The organism is Trichococcus sp. (assembly GCF_055118575.1).
Genome location: NZ_JBSQPW010000033.1, coordinates 12,422 through 32,355 on the forward strand (window position 1 = coordinate 12,422; position 19,934 = coordinate 32,355).

The following is a 19,934-nucleotide window of genomic DNA, read 5'->3' on the forward strand; positions in this document are numbered from 1 at the left end:
CTTCCTTCATATCAGAGAGCGCTCATCAGCTTCCGTTACTCTGTCGATTCTAATAAGCCATGTTCTTCCAGTTCGTTGATGAGAACATCTGGGCTGTCGCCCAATAATGTGACGTGGCCCATTTTCCGGTTCGCGCGGTGTTCTCTTTTTCCGTAAAAATGGAAATGCCAATCCGGTTTGGTCAGCAACAGAATCAGCGCTTCATCAAGTTTTTCTTCCATGATATTAAAAGTCACGCTTGTATCATACAGCTGGATTTCCGGAATGGGCAGCCCACAGATGCAGCGGACCAGAATTTCATATTGGGAGATGCTGCAGCCATCCAGCGAATAATTGCATGAATGGTGCGGGCGGACGACCAAACGGTTCACATAGAGGGAACCCGATGACGTCATGAATGTCTCGATCGTCAAGATCCCGGTCAGATTCATGGCCTTCGCAGCCAGCTTGCCGATATGTTCCATCTCTTTCTGGATATTTCCACTAACGCGTGCAGGCGTGATGGTCTTCACCAGTTTTTGATCCCTGTAGATTGTTTCTGTGACAGGGAATGACGTGAACACATCGTTTGCGTCCTGAGCTACCGTAATGGCCAACTCCTTCTCGAAGGGGATCCAAGCCTCCAAAATGCACGTCCCTTTTTTGAGCAAGACCGACGCCCTTCCAAAGTCCTCCTCACTGTACAAAAGATGCTGCACAGGCGTGGCGGCCTCGACACGGATCGGTTTCAACACGCATGGGAAGCCGATGCTTTTGACGGCTTCTTCCATGTCTTCGATGGTGGTTATCGTCGCGTAAGGCGTCACGTTGATGTTCAAGGATTCCAGAAACGCTTTTTCGATCAACCGATCTTGCGTGATTGAAAGGGTGTCCGGATCCTGCGGTATGGCGATATATGGATTGATTTGCGTCAGCAACATCGTATCCACGGCTTCGGATTCAAAAGTCAGGACGTCCGATTTAGCTGCGAAATCCGTCAACGCATCGAAATCCGTATATTTCTTGGTTATCTGCCAATCAGCTATTTGCCCAGCCGGACAGGCAGGATCGGCGTCCAAGATGCCTATTTGATAGCCCATTTTTTTTGCTTCCAAAGCAATCATTCGGGCTACATGTCCTCCGCCAATAATACCGATTGTTTTCCCGGGTAAAATTTGATTTGGCATGTGATCACACTACTCTCTTGGATTTTTCATTAGAATTTGTTAAAAAAGTCTTTACCAAATCATTTTATCACTATATTCGACGGATGTCGCCATGCAAAAACTGTCCGTTTGTCGGATTTTATTCAGAAATCGGCATGGATGTAAAAAAAAACGCGCAGATAATGGCTACCCAACTAAAAGGGCCAAACTGTCCGTGCGTTTCTGTTTACTTTCTTCAATTATCATACTCATAAAGAGCGTTCTGTTCGATGACCGCAATCAATTTTGCGGCATAATCCGGATCTGTCGCGTATCCGCAATCCTGGAGAGCTTGGGCTGCTTCCTGATAAGTGGATGCCTGAAGCACAGGAGTGTATTGATTCGGGTTCCAAGTGGTACCGTTGACGAACAACAGCGCATGATCCTCAACAGATTCTGCCCAACTGCCGTAGACCCTAAAATTTGCCTGGATGCTGATCCACTCGCCGTTATAATACTCACTGGTAGTCAAGAGGACCGTGTCTTCAGGGTTATCACCCTTCATGCCGTAAAGATTGTTGTAGACCGCGGACAGTTCACTTTCTCCCCAATCTGATTCGAGGATCGCTTGTGCGATGCTGATGCTGGCATGGACACCGTAAGTCGCTTGCATCTGTTGCGCGGCAGGGGCGATATTGCTGATGAAGTCGGTTCCCTGATTATTGCCGTATTCCGGGATATCCGGAATGATCGGAGAAAAATCGCCAATCAGCGACAGACTGGCCATAAAACTGATCAACAAGAAAAATAAAATCTTGACGGCCTTGGCGTATGCCGATTGCGGCTGTTTTCGAGTCCGCTTCCTCTTTCGTGCCATATCTTCCTCCGTCTGCTTAGTTACGATATCTAGCCTGCTATTGTCCATTGCTCCCGAGCGCTTCGTTTCGCTTCAGGATCGCTACGTATTCTTCCAGTGTCAGATTTTGTTCCGTCATGTAAAGGGCGTTCTCAACGCCAACATATCGAAAATGCCAAGGTTCAAAATTAATGCCCGTGACGGTCTCTTTCGTTTTTGGATAGCGTAAGATGAAACCGAATTTAGGTGCATTTTCTTTCAACCACAGCCCCTCAGGATAGTTTTCAAGATCCGGGAGCAAGCCCGAATTGCCTTCTTGGTTGGCTAAAGCTGTCGAAGTGATGTCCACCGCAAGTCCGGTACTGTGCTCACTGGCATTAGGCAAGGCAATATATTCTTCCGTTTTTGCGCGCGCCTCTGCCTCCGACAAGCCGGAGGCCAGATAATTTTGATAGTTGACGTCATAGTTGGCTTGCTGTTGCTCGATGGAGCGGTATCCCGAAATCATCGTGAAATCCATTCCGGCAGCTTTCCCGGCCTCCATCAGTTTCAGATAGGGTTCCTGGATTCTGCTGTCGATCCGATAGCCGCTCTCGGTCAGATAGAATTCCATTGCGATTTCTGCAGGAAGCGGATTTTCCCTGTTCACCAATACCAGATTCCAATCAGCTGATGAAGCTGCAGGAGTCACGATCACTTTGGCCTTGGCTTCTTCAGCTTCGGAAGAGGACAGTGATTCTTCGGAAAACGTACTTGCTGTCGCTTCCTGCTGACTGTTTGACGGTTCATCGTCATCGGTTGTGCATCCTGTGAAAAAGAGCATCGCCAGCAAGAGTCCTACCAGGAAACGCAATCTTTGTGCGCATTTGATGGGTTTATGGGAATATTTTTTTTTCGTTTCCATTTTTATACCTCTTCTGGTCTGTATTTTTTGCTATGCCTATTTTAGCACACCTGGCTGTCAATCCACAGCCAAAAAGTAAGTCTAGGCTCGAATCCACAAGAAAAGCCAAGATAATATCATCTCGGCTTTCCGGTTTATATTCAGTTATTCTGTAATTTTTGTGATGGTATCGGGCGTATTCTCATTGAACCATTCCAGCAGATTGATTTTTTCTGAATCGATCTGATGCCGGATGATGCTTGGCAAGCGAAGATCGATGATATCTTTGTAGCTCCAGAAATCATAGTTGCACTCGAGCCGGAGTGTAGTGATTGCCGGTTTATGGATTTCGGAATCATGGACGGTTTCTTCGGATGTACACCATTTGAAATCGGCCAAATCCGTCGCTATCCATTTTTTGGCGACTTGATACTTCAGGAATTGATATTCCCTTACAGGGTTCTCCGCCACCTCAGGAAGAATTTCGGCATTGCGGCAAATTTTCTGGACAAGCATCCATTCATAATCGGTAAACAATTTGGAAATGATCTGCATGTTCTCGGGTTTTAAACCGTGTTCTCCTTTTTTCCAGCGATCCCAGCTCTGCGGCGAGATCCCTAGTTGATTGGCATAAAAAGCTTTTTCACTGACATATTGCTCTTTGATCGTATACAAGACAATTGTTATAAGTGCATTATTCATTTATGTAACCTCCAATCTTTCATGCCCTAATTATACACTTATTACGTGATAAAAGAAATCATTTGCTTGAAAAAAAGACACCGTTGTCTCAAAGTGGGTCCTCTCTTCGTTAGTGCGGGTCTGCTTACCGGAGGAGCGCGGGGGCATACGGGTTCAGTTCCGCTGAAGACTCCGCTCGCCGGAGCAGAGGATCGTTGCACTCACTGCTCGTGATTAGCCTTAAAGAGAGTTACCTGATAAAGATAAAAAACGGGCCTATCTCGCAATGAGATAGGCCCTTGGTGCTATGATTGTGAAATTTTGATTACTGGAACGGGATTTGTCATGGCTCTTGCGATTTCAATCGCTTAGAGCCATGATACCCTTGACCGGTACGGTCACAGTGCATCACACACTATTAGTCGAACTCTGAATTGCAGGGGGTTCCGCCTAAGTTGACCTTACGTCACGGCCAGAAAGCGGCCGTTCTCGTAAGGTCCTCTTAGTGCTCGCCCCCTACCCACAATTCATCGTATCCTAAACTCTTTCTGGTTTGTAGATGATTGATCCGATTTCGTAGCCGTGTTCTTCGAGTCTGGCGCGGATGCCGTCGATGTCCTTGCTTTCTAGTTGGATGACGACTTGGACATAGCCCATTTTGCGGTAAGTCGCGATCTGTTGGATGTTGATGTTCTCATCCGAGAAGATATCCGTCAGGTCTTCGAGGACCCCTTTTTTGTCTTCATGGATATTGACGACAACGCGGACACCAGGAGTATAATAGCCCAGCACATCGATGAAAGCAGAGAAGATATCCTTTTCGGTGATGATGCCGATCAAACGGTTGCCTGGCTCAACTACCGGCAGAACACTGATGCCATTTTCGCGCATCGTTACGGCCGCTTCTTCCAAAAGTGCTTCCTTGTTGATGGTCACGACGCGTTTTTCCATGATGTCAGCTACTGTCGTTTTGTTCAACAGGTAGTTGACTTCATGCATATCCAGGCTGGTCATGCTGGAAGGCGTGTTGCGTTCGATGATTCCCTCCGTGATCAAGCCCACGATTGTTTCGCCTTGCACAACCGGCAGACGGTGAATCTTGTGCTCTTTCATCAAATCCAAAGCTTCGATGATTTTTGTTGAAGGTTGGATTGTTACTAAATCCGTTGACATATAGCTTTGTACATCCATTTTTTAGCCTCCTAGGTAAGCTTTCTGAACTTCGTCACTTGCTAATAATTCTTCCCCGGTTCCGGTCAATACGATATTTCCCGTCTCCAATACATACCCGCGATCCGCAATCTGCAGCGCAACATTCGCGTTCTGTTCGATTAAGAGGATCGTTGTGCCTTGTTTCTGGATATCCTGGATGATGTGGAATATTTCCTTAATGAAAATAGGCGCCAATCCCATTGAAGGCTCATCCAAAAGCAACAGCTTCGGCTTCGTCATCAAAGCGCGGCCCATCGCCAACATCTGTTGTTCCCCGCCAGACAAAGTGGCGGCATCCTGATTCTTTCTTTCGCGCAGAATCGGGAAACGTTCGAATACCGCTTCCAGATCACCGGCGAGGTTCTGTTTGTCTTTGCGGGTGAAGCTTCCCAGATCAAGGTTTTCCTGTACCGTCAACCCTTTGAATACATGGCGGCCTTCCGGAACCTGGGCAATCCCTTGTTCAACGATTTTTCGGGTCGCCACATTGTGGATCGGTTTCCCAAGATACTCGATTTCTCCCGAAGAAGGTTTCACCAATCCGGAAATCGTGCGCAAAATGGTGGACTTGCCTGCTCCATTAGCCCCGATCAAAGTCACGATTTCGCCTTCATTCACTTCAAAACTGATATCTTTGATGGCTTGGATCATGCCATAATGAACGGACAGATTTTTTACTTTCAGCACGTTAGTCGCCTCCTAGATAAGCCTTGATTACGGCTGGATTTTTTTGGATTTCTTCCGGTGTTCCTTTGGCAAGCAGACGGCCGTATTCCAACACATAGATTCTTTCGCACACATTCATGACCAAGGACATATCATGCTCGATCAAAACGACGGTGATTTTGAAATCTTTCTGTATTTTGCGGATCAACGCGGTCAATTCCGCAGTCTCTTGCGGATTCATTCCGGCTGCGGGCTCATCCAAAAAGAGGATCTTCGGATTCGTCGCCAAAGCACGGACGATTTCCAAACGACGTTGCTCACCGTAGGGGAGATTTTTCGCCAGAACATCATATTTCTTTTCCAATTCAAAAATGGCCAACAGTTCCAGTGCTTTTTCACGCATTTCGGCTTCCTTGCGGTAGTAAGTCGGTGTGCGCAACAGGCTGTGGAACGTATTCTCACCCATCGTGCTGTGCATCGCGATCAGCACATTGTCGATGACCGTCAATTCCTTGAAGAGACGGATGTTCTGGAATGTACGCGCCAAGCCGAGATCAGTGATTTTGTAAGGTGCTTTTCCGTTCAACAGCACTTTTTTGTTGTCGATTTCCAATTCGATCGTACCTTCTGTCGGAACGTAAACGCCCGTCAGCAAGTTGAAGAAGGTCGTTTTGCCAGCGCCGTTGGGACCGATCAGACCAACCAATTCATTTTCTTCGATCGTAAAATCGACATTGGAAACCGCGGCCAAGCCGCCGAAGTTTTTCGTCAATTCTTTTACTTCCAATAGGCTCATTATTGGACCTCCTTCTTAGCAGAATCTTTTTTTGCAAAGCGCTTCAGCAAGCCGGACATCGTAAATTCACGGTTGCCTAACAGTCCGCCTGGACGGAATACCATGATGGCGATGATTGCGATTGCGTAGAAAATCATCCGCAGCTCACCGAACGATTGCAGATATGTGTTCAGGACACCCAGCACAATGGCTGCGACGACAGTGCCGGTTACGCTGCCGATACCGCCGAATACGACGATGATCAGCACATCGATCGATTTCTGAAAAGTGAAATCGCCAGGTGTGATGACGCTGAAGTAAGTGCCATACAAAGAACCTGCGATGCTGGCGGTAGCCGCACCAATCATGAAGGCGATGACTTTGTATGTCGTTGCGTTGACACCCATCGACTCTGCCGCAATCTCATCTTCACGGATAGCGATGGTCGCCCGTCCCGGGCTGCTGTGGATGTAGTTGATGGTGATGACGCTGGTTATGATTACGATAAGAAACAGGATCAGGATGAAGCTCAAATTTGATTCGAATGGGAAAGAGATACCGCTGATACCGCGGGCGCCGTTGGTCAATTCACCCATGTTCAGGATCAGGATACGGATGATTTCCGCAACTCCTAAGGTCGCAATCGCCAAGTAGTCACCTTTCAGACGGAGCGTCGGAATCCCGACGATCAAGGCAACGATGATGGAAATGATCATGCCCACCAGCAAACCGACAAAGAAGCCGGCCAATCCTTCCATCATGTCTCCAATAACGGCTCCACTGTATGCACCGATTGCCATAAACCCGGCATGTCCCAATGAAAATTGCCCGGAAAAGCCGATAACCAAATTCAATCCGATTGCCAGAATGATGTTGATCAGAATCGTCACTAGCGTAATTTGATAGAAGGGAGAAATGACGTTTGTGCTGACGCCTACGAACAGGATGACAGCCATCACAGCGATAAGAATGAGCCAACCTAGATTTGTTTTGTTCAATTGTTTCATTTTTATCACCTACACTTTCTCTTTTGTATTCTTCCCGAAGATTCCGGAAGGTTTAACAATCAGGATGATGATCAGAATCAGATACACGACTGCATCTTTGAACATCGATCCGCCATAAGCGCTGACCAATGTTTCGATGACCCCAATGACGTAACCGCCGACCATTGCCCCAGGAATGATGCCGATGCCGCCGAACACTGCGGCAACGAAGGCTTTCAGTCCGGGTGTCACACCCATCAAAGGCGAAATCGAGTTGTAATAGATCCCGACCAATACGCCTGCAGCTCCCGCTAAGGAAGAGCCCAGGACGAACGTAAAGGAAATGACGTTGTCCACATTGATCCCCATCAATTGTGCTGCTTCAGGATCTGTGCTGACCGCCCGCATGGCTTTCCCCATCTTCGTATATTTCACGATGACCTGCAAAGCAATCATCAGAATAACCGTCGTCAGGAAAATAAGAATCTGCTGCGAGTTGATGGTCACGCCGCCGAACGTCCAATTCCGGACTACCAATGCTGTCGGGAAAGCCTTCACTTGCGGCCCCATAAGGTAAATCATGACATTTTGCAATAAATAAGAAACCCCGATAGCTGTGATCAGCGTTGCGACCCTTGTTGCGCCCCGTAATGGTTTGTAGGCTACCTTCTCGATGACTACCCCTAAAATGGCACAGAAAATCATTGAAATCAGGATGGATGGGAAAAGGCCGAGGCCAACATTTTGAATCAAAGCATAGCCAAGGTACGCGCCCACCATATAAATGTCCCCGTGGGCAAAGTTTATTAATTTGATGACCCCGTATACCATCGTGTACCCCAGCGCAATCAAGGCGTAGATACTTCCCAACGATATACCGTTTATCAGTTGTTGAACTAAATTTTCCATTTTACACCTCTCTTTTCTTCTGTTGTACAGAAATCTTTCTTTCATTATACTGTATTGTTCGCTTATAGTTTACTATTATTAACGCACGATGAGGGAAATACTTTTCCAACATAAATAAAGGTGCTAAGCAAATTCTGCCAGCACCTCATTGTGTTACTTTAGAATCAAACGGTCTATTCAGGTTTCAATGCCGCAATCGTGTGCATCAGCCTCTTTTTATTCAGCTGGTTCCACAACAGAGTTGCCGACTTCTACACCATCTTGCAATTCAATAACGAAAGCGGATTTGATAGGGTTGTGGTTCTCATCAAATGAGAATGTTCCCGTTACGCCTTCGAAATCTTTAGTTTCTGCTAAAGCATCTGTAATTGCTTGAGGATCTGTGCTGTCAGCAGTCGCGATTGCATCGAATACTAATTGTGCAGCATCGTAAGCCAAAGCTGCGAATGAATCTGCAGGTTTGCCGTACTCTGCTTCAAAAGCAGCCAAGAAGTCCTGTACTTTAGGGTCTTCGCTGTTCGGAGTGAAGTGGCTGGCGTAGAACACATTATCCACATTGTCGGCACCTGCCAATTCAACCAATGTTGAGTTAGCGAAGCCATCCGGTCCTAGGATCGGTTGAACGATGCCCATTTCGCGGGCTTGCTTGATGATCAATCCACCTTCTTCATAGTATCCAGGCAAGAAGATGACATCGTAATCCATTTGCTGAATGTTCGTCAGGATTGCTTTAAAGTCTGTATCGCCGGCTGTAAAGTTTTCTTCCGCAACGATTTCTCCAGTGAATGTTTCTTTGAACGCATCAGCCAAGCCGATTGCGTAGTCAGTCGAGTTGTCCACTAAGATGACAGCTTTTGTAGCTTGTAGATCTGTTTGAGCGAATTCAGCCAAAGCTTTACCTTGGAAAGAATCTTGGAAACATACGCGGAATACGTATTCCAAAACGGAATCGCCATCCATCGTTACGCCATCTCCTGTAGCAGCCGGAAGAATTGCGGGTACTGTTGCTCTTGTCACGGCTGGAGATTGTGCATTTGCTGCGCCTGTTGTAGCAGGTCCAAGAATTGCGACAACATTGTCTTCGGTAGCCAAACGAGTCGCAACCGATGTGGATTCTGAAGGCTCAGATTTATTATCGTAAGATACGTATTCAATCTCTTTACCCAACAAACCATCTGCAGCATTCTGTTCTGCCACGGCCATTTTGATCCCTTCGTTCATCAGTGTGCCGTATGCGCTCGCACCACCTGATAATTCGAAGTTACCACCCAATTTGATTGTATCGCTCTCTTCTGTTGTCGCACCATTGCCGCAAGCTGCAAGTACGAATACTGATGCTAAGCCCATCAAAAATTTCTTTTTCATCTAAATAATCCTCCCCGTCTCACTATATGTTAATAATTCGTTGCAATTCCAAAGAAAAGGCCCTCATCCTTCTCCTTAAAATTTAATGTCATTAGTATAGAATATTCTGACAATTTAAGCAACCTAAATTTGGTCTTTTTTGGCAAAAAGCGAATGTTCTTTTTTTACCCCACTCCAGAAAGGCGCTGTTGCAACAAATCAGATGAAATGGCTTGCCTGAAAAGGACATTTTCCGTCCAAAAATAGCCGCTCAATTATTCTCATTTTCCGGAAGGTCACTCTGAACAACACCGCAAATGGGCATGTATTATTTGCACAATAATGCGAAAATGACTTGATAAAAATCCAAAAATGCTTATGATTGAGATATTATTTCATTTTGAAAGGAAGTGCCGTACTTATAATGTTGCATTTGGATAAGGAGAAGTTCCGTGTAGGCATGCGTACGATCAAATCCGGCGTTGCTGTCGGTTTTTGTGTACTGCTGTTCAAACTTTTGGACAGGGGTTCTCCTATGTTGGCCGGTTTGGCCGCTGTCTTTGCGTTGCGTGAAGATTGTTCGCAATCACTCCATCACGGTATCCGTCGTGTCGGTGGCAATACGGTTGCCGGTATCTTGGGGGTCAGCTTGATTGCTGTCAAAGATTTTCTGGGACTGGATTTTTCTGTGGATTTCTTCGGAACGATCATCGCTGTCATCATCCTGATCACGGTCTGCAACATCTTGGACCTGTCAACGGCTATCGTCGGTGCAACCGCGACCTTCCTAGTTGTTTTCTACAATATAGATGATACCGAAAAGATCACCTACGCCATCCAAAGGGTACTGGACACATTCATCGGCACTTCCATCGCCATCGGAATCAACTACCTTTTGCCCGGTGCCCCCCAAACGCCAGCCGAAACCTGAGTATCTGCAGAAAAACGCGCAAGCCGCCATCCATTGGCAGCTTGCGCGTTTTATTTTCGTTCTATTCGACTGATTTGAGCGCTTCGATCATGTCCACCTGTTTCAGTTTGCGGTGCATGATCAACATGACGACGCTCGAGAACAACAGCGACAACAGGCCTGAATACAGGTAGCTGATTGGCATGATGGTTGGAGGGAACATCATGAAGTCGATTTCCACCATTTTGAGGACTACTGTGCTCAATATTTTCCCGAGAACAAAGCCGGACAAAATTCCCAATAAGGTCAAAATCAGCGACTCCCGGTAGATATACATGCTCACTTCCACATCATAGAATCCCAAAACTTTGATGGTCGACAACTCCCTGATCCGCTCCGATACGTTGATGTTCGTCAGACTGTACAGGACGACAAAAGCCAGGGCCGCTGCCGACACAATCAGTACCAGCGTGACAATGTCGAGGCTACCCAAGGTCTCGGCGAAGCTGCGATCGACTGAATTGATGAATGTCACCAAGGCAACTGCTTTTTCTCCCATCGCTTCGGATCCGAAACTCCGCTCCCAACTTTCCGGTTCATCGAACAGCAATAGATCGGTTGTCGGTTCCGCTGATTGGATGAAAATTTCTTCGTAAAGGGATGGCGTCAAGTAAACATAATGGTTGACGTAATTCTCAGTGACAGCTTGGATCGGAACCTGATAGGTCTGCATTTCATCATTGCGGATTTCGATGCTGTCCCCCGGTCCGACGCCAGCCAAATTCGCCAATTTTTCCGAGATGACGGCACCCTCATCCGTCAGAGCGATCGGCTCTTGCGTTTTCCGGTCGCGGAGGCTGACAAAATCATCCAGGTTTTCGGTCTCAAGCGGAGCAAAAACCGTAACGTTCTGCAGGTTTACTCCTTTTTTATCCAGTTTGTAGCTCTCCTGGACAACTTTGAGATGAGCGGTTATTTCAGGTGTCGCAGCGATCAGTTCATCGTAGGAGGCGATTTCTTCTTCGCTTGCTTCCGGACGCATCGCCGTGATTGCATTGTAGCGCATCACATCATTGAATTGTGTATCCGCCAATCCGGAAATGGAATTTTTGATGCCATATCCGGTCAGAATCAAGGCTGTACAGCCGGCAACACCCAGTATCGTCATCATATTGCGCGCTTTGTAGCGCAACAGGTTCCGAACCGTGATCTTAGAATTGAAGCTCAGGCGATCCCAAATGAACGTCACTCGTTCCAAAAGTACACGTTTGCCATTTTTTGGTGCTTTCGGCCGCATCATCGCAGCCGGATTTTCCCGGAGCGACGAATGGGCTGCCCAGGCTGCAGGTCCGATGGTGCACAGCAACGCGATTCCAATGGAAATCAGTGCATAGGATACGTAATAAGTGATCTTTACGGATGGCAAACTGTACATCGATCCGTAAGCATCAAAGATGACCGCAGGGAAAATGTTGTAACCAGCCACCAAACCGAGTGAGGTTCCCACGATGCAGGCGATCGCCGCATAAATCAAATATTTTTTGGCGATGTCGAAATCACTGTAACCGAGGCCTTTCAGCGTTCCCATCTGTTGGCGCTGTTCATCCACCATCCGGGCCATCGTCGTGAAGCTCACCAAGGCCGCAATCAGGAAGAAAAATACCGGAAAAATTTCTGCGATTGCGGAGATGCGGTCGGCGTTATCCCGGTATTCCTGATAGCCGGGATTGCCTGATCGGTCGGTCACGTAGTAGACCGGTTCGATCAGCTCTTCCAAAGCTTGTTTCGCTTCTTCAATCTGTCGTTGCCCATCGGCCAGCTCGATTTCTGCATCAGCGCGTTCAGCTGTGAAGGTGGCCACCCCCTCCTGATAGTCAGCTTCACCCTGCTGGATTTCCTGCCAAGCTTCCGCAAGGGCCTGTTCTCCAGTATTGCGTTGACTTTCCAATTCAGTCCAGCCGTTGTTGATCTGCGCCTGACCATCCTCCAGTTGCGTGAGCGCAGCTGCCAATCCCAATCGGCCGTTCTCCAAAGCAGTCCCTTGTTCGGCGAATTGGGCATCCGCGGCTGCGATCTGGGCTTCGGTATCGGCCATGAATGCAGCAATCTTTTCTTCCAGTAGTTGTTGCTGCTCCAGCAACTCTTCACCTTTAGCAGCCAGTTCGATACCTGCTTCCTCCAAGAGACGCTGTTCTTCCAACAGAGCGGCCTCTTCACTGGCCCGTTCCGCCTCGAAGGACGCAGCTGCGGCGATTAAGGCGGCTTGCCGGGTCTCCAGGTCGGCGCCTTGTTGCTCCAAAGCACTTTGTCGGATAGCCAAGTCCGCTTCGGCTTGCGCCAAGGCAGCCTGCTCTGCATCCAAAGTTATTTGCAGATCGGTCAATGCCGCCAGACGTTCCGCCACGCTCGGGTCCGTCTCCGGATCCAATCCAGCCAAAACTTCCCTTTCGGCATCGATAGCGGCTTGCCTCATGGAAAATTCCGCTTGCATGGTTGCTTTTTCCGTTTGGAAAGCTGTCATGTCAGCAGTGAGAATGGACAGGTCGTTCTGATAGGTTGCTGCGTCCATTTCCAGACTCGTCTGCTCCGCCAAAAGTAGTTCGCCTTTTGCCACTAAAGCAGTTGCCCTTTCCTGCAATTCCGCTCCTTCTGCCTCCAGAGCAGCTTTGGTTGCTTCAACTTCGGCTTGCCCGTCCAACAATGCTTGGGCCAAATCAGCGATTTCATTGCCTTCCGGTGTATCGGGCAGGATCGCCAGCAGCGCGTCCAAGGAATCCAGCGACGAAGCTTCCGGACCGGTCTGCCCTTGCAGCGATGCTTTCTGCGCTTCCCAGGCAGCTTTCGCATCATCGTAGAGCGCTTTGTTTTCGAGATAGGTCGCCAAACCTTCGCGATATTCGGCCATGCCAGCGTCGATTTCGGCTTGACTGGCCGTTAAGGTGTTCTCGGCTGCTGCGATTTCATCCAGAAACAACTGACGATTTTCCTCATAGGCTGCTGTGCCATCATCTAATTGTTGTCGGGCATCCTGAAGTTCCTGCTCGGCTTCTGCGAGCTTGTCCTTCCCTTCCTGCAGTTCATCTTCTGCATCCTTGATCTTCCGCTGCCCTTCAGCACGGATTTCGTTGATGCGCTCCAACGGTCTCCCGTTCAAAGCAAGCTCCACTTCATCTGCCAGGCTGTCCACCTGATCATCATAGCTGTCTGTGTAGCCGGTTTCCGCCTGTTCGGGAGCAATCGTCAGGTAAGCCTCCGTGTAGATGCTGCCGAGCAGGTCCGAGTCAGGCACGACGACAAAAGCATCCAGACTGCCTTTCCCGACGTTGGTGGAGCCACGCATGATCGTTTCGATGTACATCGGCGAATCCACGAAGCCGACGACCGTATATTCCTGTTCTTTCAAAGAAATACGCTTTTCTCTTTCCTCCTCACTAAAGTCCTCTTCGGATTCCTGACGGAAAGTGATCGTATCCCCGATCCGATAGGTATCAAACAGGTTCTGTTTCGCATCCAAGGCAATTTCTCCGCTAGTTTGCGGCAATCTGCCTTCGACTAGCGCGTATGCATTTACCGGATCCGCACCACTTTGCAATGGGAAAACTTTTACGAGAAAGTCACTGCCTTCCATTTCGATATCCACGGTTCGCATCGGATGGACACTCAAATCGACCGTTTCCTCCAAAATCGCGACGTCCTCATCCTCCAATCCGTAAGTGGACAACACCTTCAGGTCGTACAGGTTATTTTCTTCATAATACTGATTGGCGGTATCCAACATATCCGGTCCTGCCGCTTTGATGCCGGCAAAGAAGGCCACCCCCAAGGTGATGATGGCCAATAACGCGAGAAAGCGCGCCTTACTTTTGCCTATTTCAATCCAAATGTCTTTCCATAGAGCCTTCTTCTTCATCGTCTCCCCCTCCTACCATTCAATTTCTGATACGGGTTTGGGATTCGGGTTTTCATGGATTGCCCTTACTTTGGCATTGTTGATTTCGATGATCCGGTTTGCCATGGCTGCTATGGCTTGGTTATGCGTGATGACGATGACTGTCGTTCCGGTTTCGAGGCACGTATCCTGCAGTAATTTGAGGACCTGTTTGCCGGTTTCGTAATCCAGTGCCCCTGTCGGCTCGTCGCAGAGCAGCAGCTTGGGCTGTTTCGCCAAAGCACGAGCGATGGCGACACGTTGCTGTTCTCCTCCCGAGAGCTGAGCCGGAAAATTATCCATGCGTTCACCTAAGCCAACTTCACGCATGACCTCAGCCGCATCGCGGGCATGCGGGGAAATCTGCGAGGCGAGCTCGACATTCTCCTTCGCTGTCAGGTTAGGGACCAAGTTATAGAACTGAAAGACGAAACCGACATCCCGCCTTCTGTAAGTAGTCAAAGCTTTTGAAGTGAACTGAGAGATGTCCACCCCATCGATGCTGATGTGGCCTTCATCGGCATCATCCATTCCGCCGAGAATGTTCAGAACGGTGGATTTCCCGGCTCCACTCGGCCCCAATATCACCACAAATTCCCCTTCGTTGATGTCGAAGCTGATCTTGTCGTTGGCAGTGATCCGGGTCTCGCCCATCTGATAGAATTTGCTGACATTCTTTAAAGAAATGTACGCCATTATGTATCCCTTCATTTCTTGATTTGTATTTTGAGTCATTCAAACAAAAATTTTCCGCAATATAGTTATCTGTCAGAACACTTCTATCGTAAACAAAAGCACGGAGAAATGCAATCGGTTCCTTCCTGCTTGAGATAACACGCCGCAAACAAGTATACAAAAAACGACCCGGGAAACCAGAAGTTTCTCCTTAGGTCGTTTGAGTGCCTAACCCATACTACTCCACGATGTTGCTGGCTATTTTGTCCAACGTGCCTGGTCTGTCATGCAGATAGCCGTGCGGATAGCCCGCCAACATTCCTGCGACAGGAGTGAAGCCTTCCGGAATCTGGATTTTATCGCGGATCCCTTCAGCATCCAACGTGCCGTTCATCATGAGTCCCATCACGAAACAACTGCCCAACAGTTCTGCGGTTGCCTGTAAGTGCATGTTTTCCACGATTGCGGCTGCACTGGCGATGCTGCCTGGTTTAGCCGGTTCCTTGACGGAAACAACAAAAAATGCAGGAGCCCCGTACAGGGGGTCTTGGTCCGAATTGCCTGTCACTTCCTTCGCCGCCGATGTAATCGCTGCCAATATTTCCGGGTTTTTAATGACCGTGATATGGTAATCCTCAAATCGGCCGCGGCTGATCGGCGCATTTTGCCCAGCCTGCAGCATGAGTTCGATTTGCCCTTGCGATAGTTCAAACTTCTGGAAACTGCGTGTTGTTTGTCTTGTATGCATTACTTTCGTAAAATCCATTTCCATTTCCTCGCTTCCCAAAAAAAACTTCTCTCTATTGCCAGTATACTCTTTCAGTCACAAAAAAAGAACGGAAATCAAGACTTACAGAAAAATGATTCTGTATGACCGCTGCTTAGCTGTGCAGCAGTCAAAGCCCCGTTTCCGTTCAAGAGGGAGGGTTTCTTCTGTGGGTACAGAAGATGAAAAAAGAACGCTTATCTTTGGGTATGAACTCAGTATAGTCGTGATTTTTGAATATTTAATGAAGGAAAGCTTGTTTTTTTGCGATCATTCTGGGAAGAAAGCCGTTTTCAGATGGACATATCTGTGATAAAGTAAGTGCAGCAAAAGAACGGAGAATTTATACATTATGAAAACACGCATCATTATTGTCGGTGGAGGTTCGAGCGGTCTGATGGCGGCTTGTACGGCTGCCGAAGCAGGGGCTGAAGTAACGCTCCTCGAACAAAATCCAAGTCTCGGGAAAAAATTGCTGTTGACCGGCGGAGGACGCTGCAACGTCACCAACAACCGTCCCGAAGAGGAAATCATCCGGCATATTCCCGGAAACGGAAAATTCCTGCACAGCAGCTTTACCCAATTCAGCCAATATGACATCATGACCTTCTTTATCGAACGCGGGATCGCACTGAAGGAAGAGGATCACGGCCGGATGTTCCCTGTCACGGACAAAGCCAGGACCATCCTGGAAGCCTTTATCGAGGAACTGAAACGGCTGAACGTCCAGATCCGAACCAACATCAAAGTAGAACGAATCCTGATCGAAAACGGACAGGTAACGGGTGTCCTTCTGGAAGACGGCGAAATCCTGCCGGCCGACCGAATCATCCTGGCGACCGGAGGCAAGGCGCTGCCGCGCACTGGATCCAAGGGCGACGGCTACAAGTTCGCCAAAGCGGCTGGACACACCATCACGGAGCTGTACCCTACCGAAGCACCGATCACTTCCGATGCGGAGTTCATCCGTTCAAGCGAACTGAAGGGGCTGTCCTTGCGCAATGTTGCCCTCAGCATCAAAAATAAAAAAGGTAAAACGGTCGTGTCCCACCAGATGGACATGATCTTCACCCACTTCGGAGTGTCCGGTCCCGCCGCTTTGCGTTGTTCGATGTTTGTGCATCAGACAATGAAGCGCGATAAAACCGAGACCGTCACGATGTCCTTGGATGTCCTTCCTGAGCTTTCGTTGGGCGCTGTCGAACAGCAACTGCAGAAACTCATCAAGGCCCAACCGGAAAAGAGCATCAAAAATGGCTGGAAAGATCTGATGCCGGAGCGCTATCTGCTCTTCGGCTGCAGCCAATCGGCAATCGATCCACAGAAGTCCCTTAAGGAATTGACGCCGAAGGAAATCAAAGCTTTCGCCGACTTCTGTAAAAATTTCTCCTTCGAAGTGAACGGAACGCATCCTTTGGATAAAGCCTTTGTGACCGGAGGAGGGGTCTCCACGAAGGAAATCAATCCGAAGACGATGGAAAGCAAGTTGACGCGGGGCCTCTATTTCTGCGGAGAACTGATCGACTACAACGGCTACACAGGCGGCTATAACATTACCGGCGCCTTTGTTACAGGACACACTGCCGGCCAGCATGCCGCTGCGCAGCTGGACGAATAAAAAGTATCCATACGCAAAAAGAACGGAGCCACCTCGTTGTGAGTAAGCTCCGTTCTCTTTTTTATTTCGCCAATTTTCGGATGATGAAGACTTTCAGATAATCGCTGGTCTTGCTGCCTGCCGGAACAGCGAAATCGCTCGGCAGATGGAATGTTTCGAGTATGCGGTAACCGCAGCGGCTATTCTTGAAGGCTTGGGCGATATCCTGTTTGAAGTTCTTTTCCTTATAGTTGGCGGCATTTGAAGAAACAATCAGCGTACCATCCGGTGCGGTGATCTGGATCAGCTCCTCCAACAGTTGCGTGTAATCCTTTGTTACCGAGAAAGTGCGCTTCTTGGTGCGGGCAAAGCTCGGCGGATCGATGATGGTCACGTCATACTGCAACTCCTTGCGGATCGCATAGCGGATGAAATCGAAGACATCCATTACATAGATTTTTTGCTTCTCGTCATCCAGGTTGTTGACAGCGAATTGTTCTTTGGTCCGTTCCAACGAGCGGTTCGCAACATCGACACTCGTCGTTTCGACTGCCCCGCCCATGGCTGCGGCCACCGAGAAAGCACCCGTGTAGCTGAACGTGTTCAGGACCCGTTTACCCACCGCATACCGGTCCGTCAGAGCACCGCGTACATCGCGCTGATCCAGGAAAATGCCTGTCATCAGTCCATCGTCCAGATACGTCGCATAGTTGATGCCGTTCTCCTTCACAATCAGTGGCGTCGGGGCTTCCTCACCTGTGACGAAGCGGCTGATCAAGCCATCTTTTCGTTGGTAACGGAATTTTTCATAGATCCCTTTCGTTTCCGGGAAGACCGCTTGAAATGCAGCTGTAATGGCGGCTTGATAGCGAAAAATCCCTTCGCTGTACCAAGAAATCACCGCAAAGCCGTCATAATGATCGATGGTGACACCGGGGATGCCGTCCCCCTCGGCATTGAAAAGCCGATAGGTAGTCGTTTCAGGATCCGATTGAAGAACCGTACGCTTACGTTTTGCTTTTTCGAATTTGTTGTTGAAGAACGTCTCATTGAAACTATCCGCGGTATTCAACGAAAACACCCAACCGACACCTTTGTTCTGTTTCGCCAGATAAGCTTTTGCGACAAATGCGTGGCGGGAATCGACCAGCTCGACGATTTCACCTTCAGAAAAGATGAGCTCGTTCGGGAAATCTTCCATCTGCAGCAGAGGATTCCCTGCCTTGATTTTTTTTTCGCTTATTTGCGTAATTGTAATTTTTTTCATTGTTTACTTCCTTTATAGTCAATTATCCGTTTTGCACTACTGTGTTTTTTTGATGAGATCCAGATGCCGTAGCCGATTGCGGCTCCTAACGTATTGAAAAAGACATCATCGATATGCGTCACGCCCGTCTGAAAAATCAGTTGGAGAAACTCGATCATGCAAGAAAAAAGAAAGCCGATTGCCGTCACTTTGAGGAAACTGCATTTTTTCCTGAACTGGTAAGGTCCCATGTACCCAAGCGGCATAAACCAGACAACGTTCCCCCATGAATTATACCAAGCCGAAAACCCAGAATCCCCATAAAAGAGTTTGACCGTATCCACCAGCGGCAGCCAATGGATCGCAGACCAATCGATTTTATGATACTCTACTGTCCAGAATGTCTCGTCGTTGCGGAAAACCGTCAGTTGAAGCAGCAAAACGATGTAGATAAACAAAGCATGCAGCAATCCTTCCTTATATAAGGGGATTTTTTTCCCCGTCTTACGGTGTCTGTTAAGCAGATAGCCTGCCCTAAAGACCAACCAAATCAAATAATACAGAATGGTCTTGTCCAAGCTGGTGAAAACTAATTGTATGAGCGGAAAATGATTGACGGATGATTCCAGAGAAGCAGCCACCCACTCATACGGCCCTTGTAAAAATATCATAATCTATGCTCACCTTTGTCAGTTTTGTCCCTTTGATCAGATACATTGAAAGACCCATTTTCTCTAAAAATCCTGAAAAAAGCAACCGTTCTTGAGAAAAACTTAGGAAAATCTTTACGGGGCTTCAATTGACTATCAAAAGCATTCAGAATATAATGACACTAGCTCATTTTACATAAAATTCACAAACAACACATATTGCCCAAAAAATTCACATGAAATTTACATGTGTTCCAAAGATATCATAGGAGGTCTCTTTTTTGAAACAAAAATTAACTGAACGGTTGCAAACGCGATTCGGATTTTTCCTGTTCGCGGTCGTCCTCTTTTGGCTGAAGACCTATTTCGCTTACCACACAGCCTTTTCCTTAGGTGTTGACGGTTGGTTTCAACAGCTGATTCTCTTCATCAACCCGCTTGCCACGACTTTATTGATACTGGGGATTTCGCTATTCGTCAAAAATCCTAAAAAAGGCTATAGAAGTCTGATCGCCCTGTACCTGCTGAATTCGACCCTTTTGTTTGCAAACATCGTCTACTACCGGGAATTTACGGATTTCTTGACGATCAAGACCATTTTCGGTTCTGCCAACGCAACCAAAAACCTGGGTTCCGGCGTCATCGCCATGATGCAGCCAATCGACCTGTTCTATTGGATCGATGCTTTCGTCCTCGTCTACGTCTATAAGAAATTCGTCAGCAAAA

Annotated in this window: 18 protein-coding genes and 1 pseudogene; 4 read left to right on the forward strand and 15 right to left on the reverse strand. The window is 48.0% G+C overall.

Going from position 1 to position 19,934, the window contains the following annotated elements; genetic code table 11:
- Positions 1–35 precede the first annotated feature (35 nt).
- From purK to ACTCCX_RS09935, 10 genes are all read right to left on the reverse strand, one after another.
- Positions 36–1,166, reverse strand: a complete 1,131-nt coding sequence (gene purK, locus ACTCCX_RS09890) for a 5-(carboxyamino)imidazole ribonucleotide synthase (protein ID WP_463275834.1) — start codon at positions 1,164–1,166, stop codon at positions 36–38.
- 214 nt (positions 1,167–1,380) lie between these two features.
- Positions 1,381–2,001, reverse strand: a complete 621-nt coding sequence (locus ACTCCX_RS09895; RefSeq protein ID WP_463275835.1) for a glycoside hydrolase family 73 protein — start codon at positions 1,999–2,001, stop codon at positions 1,381–1,383.
- Positions 2,002–2,038: 37 nt separating this feature from the next.
- Entirely contained in the window at positions 2,039–2,884 is an 846-nt protein-coding gene (locus ACTCCX_RS09900; protein ID WP_463275836.1) for a M15 family metallopeptidase, read from the reverse strand.
- Between the two features lie 144 nt (positions 2,885–3,028).
- Positions 3,029–3,565 carry a hypothetical protein gene (locus tag ACTCCX_RS09905; RefSeq protein WP_463275837.1) on the reverse strand — a complete coding sequence of 179 codons (537 nt, stop codon included), beginning with the start codon at positions 3,563–3,565 and terminating at the stop codon, positions 3,029–3,031.
- 516 nt (positions 3,566–4,081) lie between these two features.
- Positions 4,082–4,735, reverse strand: a complete 654-nt coding sequence (locus ACTCCX_RS09910) for a CBS domain-containing protein (protein WP_086989310.1) — start codon at positions 4,733–4,735, stop codon at positions 4,082–4,084.
- A 3-nt stretch (positions 4,736–4,738) separates the two neighbouring features.
- Positions 4,739–5,407: an ABC transporter ATP-binding protein gene (locus tag ACTCCX_RS09915; RefSeq protein ID WP_463275847.1), complete on the reverse strand. Its 669-nt coding sequence runs from the start codon at positions 5,405–5,407 to the stop codon at positions 4,739–4,741.
- 37 nt (positions 5,408–5,444) lie between these two features.
- Positions 5,445–6,218 carry an ABC transporter ATP-binding protein gene (locus ACTCCX_RS09920; RefSeq protein WP_086985595.1) on the reverse strand — a complete coding sequence of 258 codons (774 nt, stop codon included), beginning with the start codon at positions 6,216–6,218 and terminating at the stop codon, positions 5,445–5,447.
- Positions 6,218–7,204, reverse strand: a complete 987-nt coding sequence (locus tag ACTCCX_RS09925) for a branched-chain amino acid ABC transporter permease (protein WP_463275848.1) — start codon at positions 7,202–7,204, stop codon at positions 6,218–6,220. The genes ACTCCX_RS09920 and ACTCCX_RS09925 overlap by 1 nt, the downstream gene beginning before the upstream one ends.
- 9 nt (positions 7,205–7,213) lie before the next feature.
- Complete coding sequence (locus ACTCCX_RS09930; protein WP_463275838.1) at positions 7,214–8,092, reverse strand: branched-chain amino acid ABC transporter permease; 879 nt, start codon at positions 8,090–8,092, stop codon at positions 7,214–7,216.
- 216 nt (positions 8,093–8,308) lie between these two features.
- Positions 8,309–9,457, reverse strand: coding sequence for an ABC transporter substrate-binding protein (locus ACTCCX_RS09935; RefSeq protein ID WP_463275839.1), 1,149 nt, complete (start codon positions 9,455–9,457; stop codon positions 8,309–8,311).
- A 403-nt stretch (positions 9,458–9,860) separates the two neighbouring features.
- Here ACTCCX_RS09935 and ACTCCX_RS09940 point away from each other — a divergent pair, with 403 nt between their 5' ends.
- On the forward strand, positions 9,861–10,367 hold the full coding sequence (locus ACTCCX_RS09940; protein WP_463275840.1) for an FUSC family protein: 507 nt from the start codon (positions 9,861–9,863) through the stop codon (positions 10,365–10,367).
- A gap of 61 nt (positions 10,368–10,428) precedes the next feature.
- Here the strand turns inward: ACTCCX_RS09940 and ACTCCX_RS09945 are convergent, their stop codons facing one another.
- From ACTCCX_RS09945 to ACTCCX_RS09955, 3 genes are all read right to left on the reverse strand, one after another.
- Complete coding sequence (locus tag ACTCCX_RS09945; protein WP_463275841.1) at positions 10,429–14,256, reverse strand: FtsX-like permease family protein; 3,828 nt, start codon at positions 14,254–14,256, stop codon at positions 10,429–10,431.
- 12 nt (positions 14,257–14,268) lie between these two features.
- Positions 14,269–14,970 (reverse strand): ABC transporter ATP-binding protein, encoded by a 702-nt coding sequence (locus ACTCCX_RS09950; protein ID WP_463275842.1) that lies wholly within the window; start codon positions 14,968–14,970, stop codon positions 14,269–14,271.
- A 217-nt stretch (positions 14,971–15,187) separates the two neighbouring features.
- Positions 15,188–15,721 carry a nitroreductase family protein gene (locus ACTCCX_RS09955; protein ID WP_463275843.1) on the reverse strand — a complete coding sequence of 178 codons (534 nt, stop codon included), beginning with the start codon at positions 15,719–15,721 and terminating at the stop codon, positions 15,188–15,190.
- A 163-nt stretch (positions 15,722–15,884) separates the two neighbouring features.
- Here ACTCCX_RS09955 and ACTCCX_RS09960 point away from each other — a divergent pair, with 163 nt between their 5' ends.
- A complete protein-coding gene (locus tag ACTCCX_RS09960; protein ID WP_463275844.1) occupies positions 15,885–16,028 on the forward strand; it encodes a hypothetical protein in 144 nt (47 codons plus the stop codon).
- Positions 16,029–16,064: 36 nt separating this feature from the next.
- Complete coding sequence (locus ACTCCX_RS09965; RefSeq protein ID WP_463275849.1) at positions 16,065–17,333, forward strand: BaiN/RdsA family NAD(P)/FAD-dependent oxidoreductase; 1,269 nt, start codon at positions 16,065–16,067, stop codon at positions 17,331–17,333.
- A gap of 61 nt (positions 17,334–17,394) precedes the next feature.
- On the opposite strand, the gene ACTCCX_RS09970 is transcribed toward ACTCCX_RS09965, so the two are convergent.
- Both ACTCCX_RS09970 and ACTCCX_RS09975 read right to left on the reverse strand, forming a co-directional pair.
- On the reverse strand, positions 17,395–18,579 hold the full coding sequence (locus tag ACTCCX_RS09970; protein WP_463275845.1) for a class I SAM-dependent rRNA methyltransferase: 1,185 nt from the start codon (positions 18,577–18,579) through the stop codon (positions 17,395–17,397).
- Positions 18,576–19,229, reverse strand: coding sequence for a VanZ family protein (locus ACTCCX_RS09975; protein WP_463275846.1), 654 nt, complete (start codon positions 19,227–19,229; stop codon positions 18,576–18,578). Before ACTCCX_RS09975 ends, ACTCCX_RS09970 begins: the two co-directional genes overlap by 4 nt.
- A gap of 260 nt (positions 19,230–19,489) precedes the next feature.
- On the opposite strand from ACTCCX_RS09975, the pseudogene ACTCCX_RS09980 reads away from it, so the two are divergent.
- Positions 19,490–19,934 (forward strand): annotated as a pseudogene (locus ACTCCX_RS09980) (LTA synthase family protein); the annotation flags it as partial.

Coding starts and splice junctions, on each gene's coding strand:
- purK (WP_463275834.1), bottom strand. CDS start 1,166: ATGCCAAATCAAATTTTACCCGGGAAAACAATCGGTATTATTGGCGGA.
- ACTCCX_RS09895 (WP_463275835.1), bottom strand. CDS start 2,001: ATGGCACGAAAGAGGAAGCGGACTCGAAAACAGCCGCAATCGGCATAC.
- ACTCCX_RS09900 (WP_463275836.1), bottom strand. CDS start 2,884: ATGGAAACGAAAAAAAAATATTCCCATAAACCCATCAAATGCGCACAA.
- ACTCCX_RS09905 (WP_463275837.1), bottom strand. CDS start 3,565: ATGAATAATGCACTTATAACAATTGTCTTGTATACGATCAAAGAGCAA.
- ACTCCX_RS09910 (WP_086989310.1), bottom strand. CDS start 4,735: ATGGATGTACAAAGCTATATGTCAACGGATTTAGTAACAATCCAACCT.
- ACTCCX_RS09915 (WP_463275847.1), bottom strand. CDS start 5,407: ATGATCCAAGCCATCAAAGATATCAGTTTTGAAGTGAATGAAGGCGAA.
- ACTCCX_RS09920 (WP_086985595.1), bottom strand. CDS start 6,218: ATGAGCCTATTGGAAGTAAAAGAATTGACGAAAAACTTCGGCGGCTTG.
- ACTCCX_RS09925 (WP_463275848.1), bottom strand. CDS start 7,204: ATGAAACAATTGAACAAAACAAATCTAGGTTGGCTCATTCTTATCGCT.
- ACTCCX_RS09930 (WP_463275838.1), bottom strand. CDS start 8,092: ATGGAAAATTTAGTTCAACAACTGATAAACGGTATATCGTTGGGAAGT.
- ACTCCX_RS09935 (WP_463275839.1), bottom strand. CDS start 9,457: ATGAAAAAGAAATTTTTGATGGGCTTAGCATCAGTATTCGTACTTGCA.
- ACTCCX_RS09940 (WP_463275840.1), top strand. CDS start 9,861: ATGTTGCATTTGGATAAGGAGAAGTTCCGTGTAGGCATGCGTACGATC.
- ACTCCX_RS09945 (WP_463275841.1), bottom strand. CDS start 14,256: ATGAAGAAGAAGGCTCTATGGAAAGACATTTGGATTGAAATAGGCAAA.
- ACTCCX_RS09950 (WP_463275842.1), bottom strand. CDS start 14,970: ATGGCGTACATTTCTTTAAAGAATGTCAGCAAATTCTATCAGATGGGC.
- ACTCCX_RS09955 (WP_463275843.1), bottom strand. CDS start 15,721: ATGGAAATGGATTTTACGAAAGTAATGCATACAAGACAAACAACACGC.
- ACTCCX_RS09970 (WP_463275845.1), bottom strand. CDS start 18,579: ATGAAAAAAATTACAATTACGCAAATAAGCGAAAAAAAAATCAAGGCA.
- ACTCCX_RS09975 (WP_463275846.1), bottom strand. CDS start 19,229: ATGATATTTTTACAAGGGCCGTATGAGTGGGTGGCTGCTTCTCTGGAA.